The following is a 6,000-nucleotide window of genomic DNA, read 5'->3' as shown; positions in this document are numbered from 1 at the left end:
CGGCTAGGGAACCCGCACCACCAACGCCGTAGCCACCGCCATCAGCCCCTCCCCCCGTCCCGGGAACCCGAGCCCGTCCGTCGTCGCCCCCGACACCGACACCGGCGCCCCGACCGCGGCGGAGAGCACCTCCTGCGCCTCCTCGCGCCGCTTGCCGATCTTCGGCCGCGCCCCCACCACCTGCACCGCGACGTTCCCGATCCGGAACCCCGCGGCCCGCACGATCCGCGCCGCCTCCGTCAGCAGCGTCACCCCCGACGCCCCGGACCACTCCGGCCTCCCGGTACCGAAGTGCTGCCCGAGGTCGCCGACGCCCGCGGCGGAGAACAGCGCGTTGCACGCCGCGTGCGCGACCACGTCGGCGTCGGAGTGCCCGGCCAGCCCGGGTCCCTCGCCGTCCCACTTCAGCCCGGCGCACCACAGCTCCCGCCCGTCCTCGAAGGCGTGGATGTCCGTCCCGATCCCGACCTGCGGCAGCACCGCCGTGCTCCAGTCCGGTTCAGAAGCCATCGTTCAGCCTCCTGCGCGCCAGCACGGCCTCCGCCAGGACCAGGTCAAGCGGCCGCGTCACCTTGAACGCCTCCTCGTGCCCCGGTACGACCACCACGTGCAGCCCGAGCTGCTCCACCATGCTCGCGTCGTCCGTGACGTTCTCGGTCACCGTCCCGTGGGCCCGCAGCAGCGTCCCCCGGTCGAAGCCCTGCGGTGTCTGCACCGCCCGCAGCCGCGCCCGCTCCGGCGTCGCCACCACCGGCTCCGGCTCACCCGGCACCCGGGCGGGCCGCACCTCCTTCACCGTGTCGGCGAGCGGCAGCGCCGGCACCACGGCCGGGGCGCCGTCCCGTACGGCGTCGATCACGGCGTCCACCGTGTCCACCGGCACCAGCGGCCGGGCCGCGTCGTGCACGAGGACGATCCCGTACTCGGCCGGCAGCGCCTCGAGACCGAGCCGTACGGACTCCTGGCGCGACTCGCCGCCGGGCACCACGAGGAAGTCCGTCCGCTCGGGCAGCGCGTGCGCGTCCAGGAGGCTCTTGACCTCGGCCGCACCGTCCGGCGGGGCGACGACCACCACGAGGGAGACCCCCCGGGAGGCGGCCATCGCCCGGACCGCGTGGATGAGCATGGGCGTGCCGCCCAGAGCGCGCAGGGCTTTCGGAGCGCCCGGTCCGAGCCGTACTCCCCGGCCGGCGGCCGGAACGACGGCCGCGGTCCTGGTCTTCGTACGGTCGCCGACGGAGGCCTCCGACGGCATCCGGGCGGGCGAGGGACGCGAATCGTCAGACATCGGTTCCTGTCAGGTTTGTGTACTCGACCTAGTTGGGTATGGCCTCACCGTGCCGGGCGCGACGCCTTGACCGGACCCTTCCGTGACCCTGGTCGAGCCTGCAGCCCGGGCCCGGCACGCCAGGACCCGGGGAAGCCTCCCGGGACGAGCGTACGAGGATCATGGTCGCCCGGAGACCCGGACGCACGAAACCACGTCCGGCGTCGAGCGTCCTCGGGGGCACGACACCCGCCCAGGAAGGCACGACACACCCCACGGCACGGGGTTGAGAAACGGCACCGGGTGTTGAGAACACGCGGGTACGAACATGCCGCAGCGCCCGGCAACAGCAGGGCTGTCATCGGGCACCGCGGCATTTCAGCTGCGCCGGTCCGGGTGGTGTGCGGCCTGCGCCTCGCCTCGGGTCAGGAGGCGAGCACCTCGTCGAGCAGGGCCTCCGCCTTGTCCTCGTTGGTGTTCTCCGCGAGAGCCAGCTCGCTCACCAGGATCTGGCGGGCCTTGGCGAGCATGCGCTTCTCACCTGCGGAGAGTCCACGCTCGCGCTCGCGGCGCCACAGGTCGCGCACGACTTCCGCGACCTTGATGACGTCGCCGGAGGCGAGCTTCTCCAGGTTTGCCTTGTAACGACGCGACCAGTTCGTGGGCTCCTCGGCGTACGGCGCGCGCAGCACCTCGAAGACCCGGTCCAGTCCGTCCTGACCGACCACATCACGCACGCCGACGAACTCCGCATTGTCCGCTGGCACACGTACCGTCAAGTCGCCCTGGGCGACCTTCAGCACCAAGTAGGTCTTGTCCACGCCTTTGATCTGGCGAGTTTCGATAGCCTCGATCAGCGCGGCCCCGTGATGGGGATAGACCACGGTGTCGCCAACCTTGAACGTCATGTGACAGGTACCCCTTCCGTGGCTATCCAGGGTAACACGGATTCGACGTCTTCTGAATGGCGTTTTCGCAGGTCAGGGCATATCTCGGGGCTTGACAACAGCAACAGGAACGTGCTGCGCCGGGCGAACGGAAGAAAGTATTCGCAGGTCGGAGCGGCTGTTCAGGCCGGGCGAAACACGCATGTCACACACCCCCGGAGGGCCGCACACCGGCCTGAAGATCCCGAAATGTCTGGTTCCGCGCGTGCGACTTCCGCTACTCCGTTCGGTGGCCGGGGCGAGGTTCCGGCCGAATCCGGAATTGATCACGACACGCCCCGCCGACCGGTCCGATGATCAATTTCCTGGCCGTCCGCGCATTCCTTCACGGAAAATTCGCGCCCGGTCGGCGACCCGTATGGACGCTCGTATGGACGCCCGTATGGACGTCCGTATGCCGGAGTGCTTCTTATCCGAATGGCGGACGAGTACGCGCCGCAAAGCCGTCCCGGACGTACGGGTGGCAGCCGGAGGGGACCGTCCGGGCCTACCGCCTGCCGGGCGAAGCCGCGGGCCGTTCGGGGAGGGTCGGGTGCGGCGGCCGGAGAACGGCTCGGTAGCCTTGGGGCCGCTGACAGTCACTTAGGGCGGCTTTATCCGTTGCCGCCACCCCGCTCGAGTCCAAGGAGTTGCCGCCGCCGTGAGCAGCAGCCTTCGACGCGGTGCCCTCGCCGCCGCCGCCATCGCGTTCTCGATCGCCTCGCTCGCCGCGTGCGGTGCCGGTCACAACGCCCAGTCTCTGGAGATCAAGCCGGACCACGCTGCCACGACCGTCGGCGACATCGAGATCCAGAACGCGGTCGTCATCACCCAGCCCGACCTGGAGTCGACCGGCCCGGCCGCCATCTCCGCCACCCTGTTCAACAGCGGCAGGACGGACCAGATCCTGGAGTCGATCACCGTCTCCGGCACCGACAAGTCCGCCGAGCTGAAGCCCGCCAAGGGCGAGCAGGGCGACCTGACCGTCCCGGCCGGCGGCTCCCTGATCATCGGTGGCAAGGACAACGCCGCCGCGGTCCTGCCCAGCAGCCGCGAGGCCGTCCAGGACGGCAACGCGCAGAAGATCACCTTCACCTTCAGCAAGACCGGCGAGGTCGGCCTGCGCGCCTTCGTCGTCCCGGCCGAGGGCTACTTCTCCGGCTGGGGCCCGAGCGAGGTCCCCTCGGCGCCCGGCGCGTCCGCGGAGCCCTCCGGTGACGCCTCCGGCGAGCCGGCCGGCGGCGAGTCCTCCGGCGCCCCGGAGAACGGCGAGACGGCCCCCGGCGGCGAGGAGGCCACGGGCGGCACGGACGGCGCCGGGACCCCCACCGGCGACGCCTCGGCGGACACGGACGCCGGCACCGGGACCGGCACCGAGGCCGGAACCGGAACCGAAGCCGGTCACTGAGCACCGTACGAACGAAGGAAGGGCGGGACCTCTCACGCGGAGGTCCCGCCCTTCCTTCGTGTACGCGCGTGTGCGCGGCCGGCCTACGGCTCGAACTTGTAGCCGAGCCCGCGTACGGTCACCAGGTACCGCGGCGCTCCCGGGTCGGGCTCGATCTTCGCGCGCAGCCGCTTGACGTGGACGTCGAGGGTCTTGGTGTCACCGACGTAGTCGGCGCCCCAGACCCGGTCGATCAGCTGCATGCGGGTCAGCACGCGGCCCGCGTTGCGCAGCAGCATCTCCAGCAGGTCGAACTCCTTGAGCGGCAGGTCGACCTTGGTGCCGCCGACCGTCACCACGTGCCGGTCGACGTCCATGCGGACGGGCCCGGCCTCCAGGGCGGCCGGAGCAACCTCCTCCGGCTCGCCGCGGCGGCGCAGTACGGCACGGATGCGGGCGACCAGCTCACGGGAGGAGAAGGGCTTGGTGACGTAGTCGTCGGCCCCTATCTCCAGCCCGACAACCTTGTCGATCTCGCTGTCCTTGGCGGTCACCATGATCACGGGGACGTTCGAACGGCCGCGCAGCTGGCGGCAGACCTCGGTGCCCGGCAGGCCGGGCAGCATCAGGTCGAGGAGCACGAGGTCGGCGCCATTGCGCTCGAACTCGTCGAGTCCGTCGGGGCCCGTGGTCGCCACGGCGACCTCGAAGCCCTCCTTGCGGAGCATGTACGACAGGACGTCGGAGAAGGACTCCTCGTCCTCGACGACGAGCACACGGGTCACGGAAGGACCTCCGGGGCGGGAAGCGTTTCGTACGGGGATGTATGGGATGTATGGGATGTGTGGAACGTGCGGGATGCGTGGGAGGCACCGGACACATCAGACGCATGCGATGTACGGGATACATCAGATGCACCTGACGCACCTGACGCACCCGGTGAATCCGATGCATCCGATGCATCCGATGCATGAGGGGATGAGTCGGACCGCTCGGCCTCGTCGCCGAGTCCGGTGCGGTCGGGACGCTGCCGCGCGCGGTCGCGGGCGAGGCCCGACTCCGGCAGCCGCAGGGTGAACGTGGAGCCCTGGCCTTCGGCGCTCCACACCGTGACCTCCCCGCCGTGCGAGGCGACCACGTGCTTGACGATCGCGAGACCGAGACCGGTGCCCCCGGTGGCCCGGGAGCGGGCCGGGTCGACGCGGTAGAAGCGCTCGAAGACGCGTTCCTTGTCCTTCTCCGAGATGCCGATGCCCTGGTCGGTCACGGCGATCTCGATCAGGTCGCCCCCGGTGGCGGCGACGCGGCGGGCGGCTATGCCAACGCGGGTGCGGGCCGGCGAGTAGTTGACGGCGTTCTCCACGAGGTTGCCGAGGGCGGCGGCGAGCTGGCCGCGGTTGCCGCGTACGTGCAGGTCCGCGGTGCCGCCGGCGGCCATGGTGATCTGCTTGGTGCCGGCCGCGTGCCGGCAGCGGTCGATCGCCTCGGCGACCAGCTCGTCCACCCGGACGGGCTCGGCGTCGTCGAGGGGGTCGTCGTTCTGGACGCGGGAGAGGTCGATCAGCTCCTGGACCAGGTTGGTCAGCCGGGTCGCCTCGATCTGCATCCGCCCGGCGAACCGCTCCACGGCCTCCGGATCGTCCGCGGCGTCCATGACGGCCTCGGAGAGCAGCGAGAGCGCGCCCACCGGCGTCTTCAGCTCGTGGCTCACGTTGGCGACGAAGTCGCGGCGCACGGCCTCGATGCGGCGGGCCTCGGTGAGGTCCTCGACCAGCAGCAGCACCAGCCGCGACCCGAGCGGCGCGACGCGCGCGGAGACGGCGAGGGCCTCCCCCCGCCCGTTCCCGCGGCGCGGCAGGTCCAGTTCGACCTGTCGTATCTCCCCGTCCCTGCGGGTGTCACGGGCCATCTGCAGCATCGGGTCCACGGCGAGCTTGCCGCCCCTGACCAGGCCGAGGGCGTACGCCGCCGAGCTGGCCTTGACCACGGCGTCGGCCTCGTCGAGTACGACCGCGGAGGACCTGAGCACCGACAGGACCGTGTCCACGCCGGGCGGGAGTACGGGGTCGGTGTGCAGGGAGGTCCGCGTGGGCCGCTTCTGGTCGCGCTCGCTCCAGCGGAACGCCAGCATGGCGATGACGCCGGTGAGCACTCCGGCGATCGCTGCCACTGCGGCGACCGCCGCGTTCACGTCCATGCCTCCAGGTTAGGCACGGCGAACAGCCCCGCCCCAGCCATCCGGGTGCGACCTCGAACACTCGTCGCCCAGAGTTCACCTTGGAGCCAGGGACGGTTCATTTCGGGTGCCGGAAACGGACGCGTACAGGCCGGAACGTGTAAGCGTGGGGGCACGGCGAGGGGTGCGAGCCGGTGCGGCGCCAGTGCGACGCACGTCTGTGAGCCCCCTAAACGGACGTACG

The 6,000-nt window shown here is 70.9% G+C and carries 6 protein-coding genes; 1 reads left to right on the top strand and 5 read right to left on the bottom strand.

The features are described from left to right. Positions 1-3 precede the first annotated feature (3 nt). The 3 genes from ispF to HZS56_RS17925 form a co-directional block, all read right to left on the bottom strand. Positions 4-510: a 2-C-methyl-D-erythritol 2,4-cyclodiphosphate synthase gene (ispF, locus tag HZS56_RS17935; protein ID WP_216721708.1), complete on the bottom strand. Its 507-nt coding sequence runs from the start codon at positions 508-510 to the stop codon at positions 4-6. Beyond that, a complete protein-coding gene (ispD, locus tag HZS56_RS17930) occupies positions 500-1,288 on the bottom strand; it encodes a 2-C-methyl-D-erythritol 4-phosphate cytidylyltransferase (RefSeq protein ID WP_374201179.1) in 789 nt (262 codons plus the stop codon). Before ispD ends, ispF begins: the two co-directional genes overlap by 11 nt. Positions 1,289-1,692: 404 nt before the next feature. Then, positions 1,693-2,175 (bottom strand): CarD family transcriptional regulator, encoded by a 483-nt coding sequence (locus HZS56_RS17925; RefSeq protein WP_003953493.1) that lies wholly within the window; start codon positions 2,173-2,175, stop codon positions 1,693-1,695. Positions 2,176-2,854: 679 nt separating this feature from the next. Between HZS56_RS17925 and HZS56_RS17920 the strand changes: the two genes are divergently transcribed. Then, a complete protein-coding gene (locus HZS56_RS17920) occupies positions 2,855-3,601 on the top strand; it encodes a copper chaperone PCu(A)C domain-containing protein (RefSeq protein ID WP_216721707.1) in 747 nt (248 codons plus the stop codon). 83 nt (positions 3,602-3,684) lie between these two features. On the opposite strand, the gene phoP is transcribed toward HZS56_RS17920, so the two are convergent. Both phoP and phoR read right to left on the bottom strand, forming a co-directional pair. After that, positions 3,685-4,356, bottom strand: a complete 672-nt coding sequence (gene phoP / locus HZS56_RS17915) for a two-component system response regulator PhoP (protein WP_466747773.1) — start codon at positions 4,354-4,356, stop codon at positions 3,685-3,687. Positions 4,357-4,361: 5 nt separating this feature from the next. Beyond that, positions 4,362-5,777 carry a two-component system sensor histidine kinase PhoR gene (gene phoR, locus HZS56_RS17910; protein WP_216721706.1) on the bottom strand — a complete coding sequence of 472 codons (1,416 nt, stop codon included), beginning with the start codon at positions 5,775-5,777 and terminating at the stop codon, positions 4,362-4,364. Between the last annotated feature and the right edge of the window lie 223 nt (positions 5,778-6,000).

Origin of the sequence: Streptomyces mayonensis (assembly GCF_018982965.1) — a bacterium.
In the GTDB taxonomy this organism is placed as follows: Bacteria; Actinomycetota; Actinomycetes; order Streptomycetales; family Streptomycetaceae; genus Streptomyces; species Streptomyces mayonensis.
This window is presented reverse-complemented; position numbering and strand designations above follow the sequence as displayed.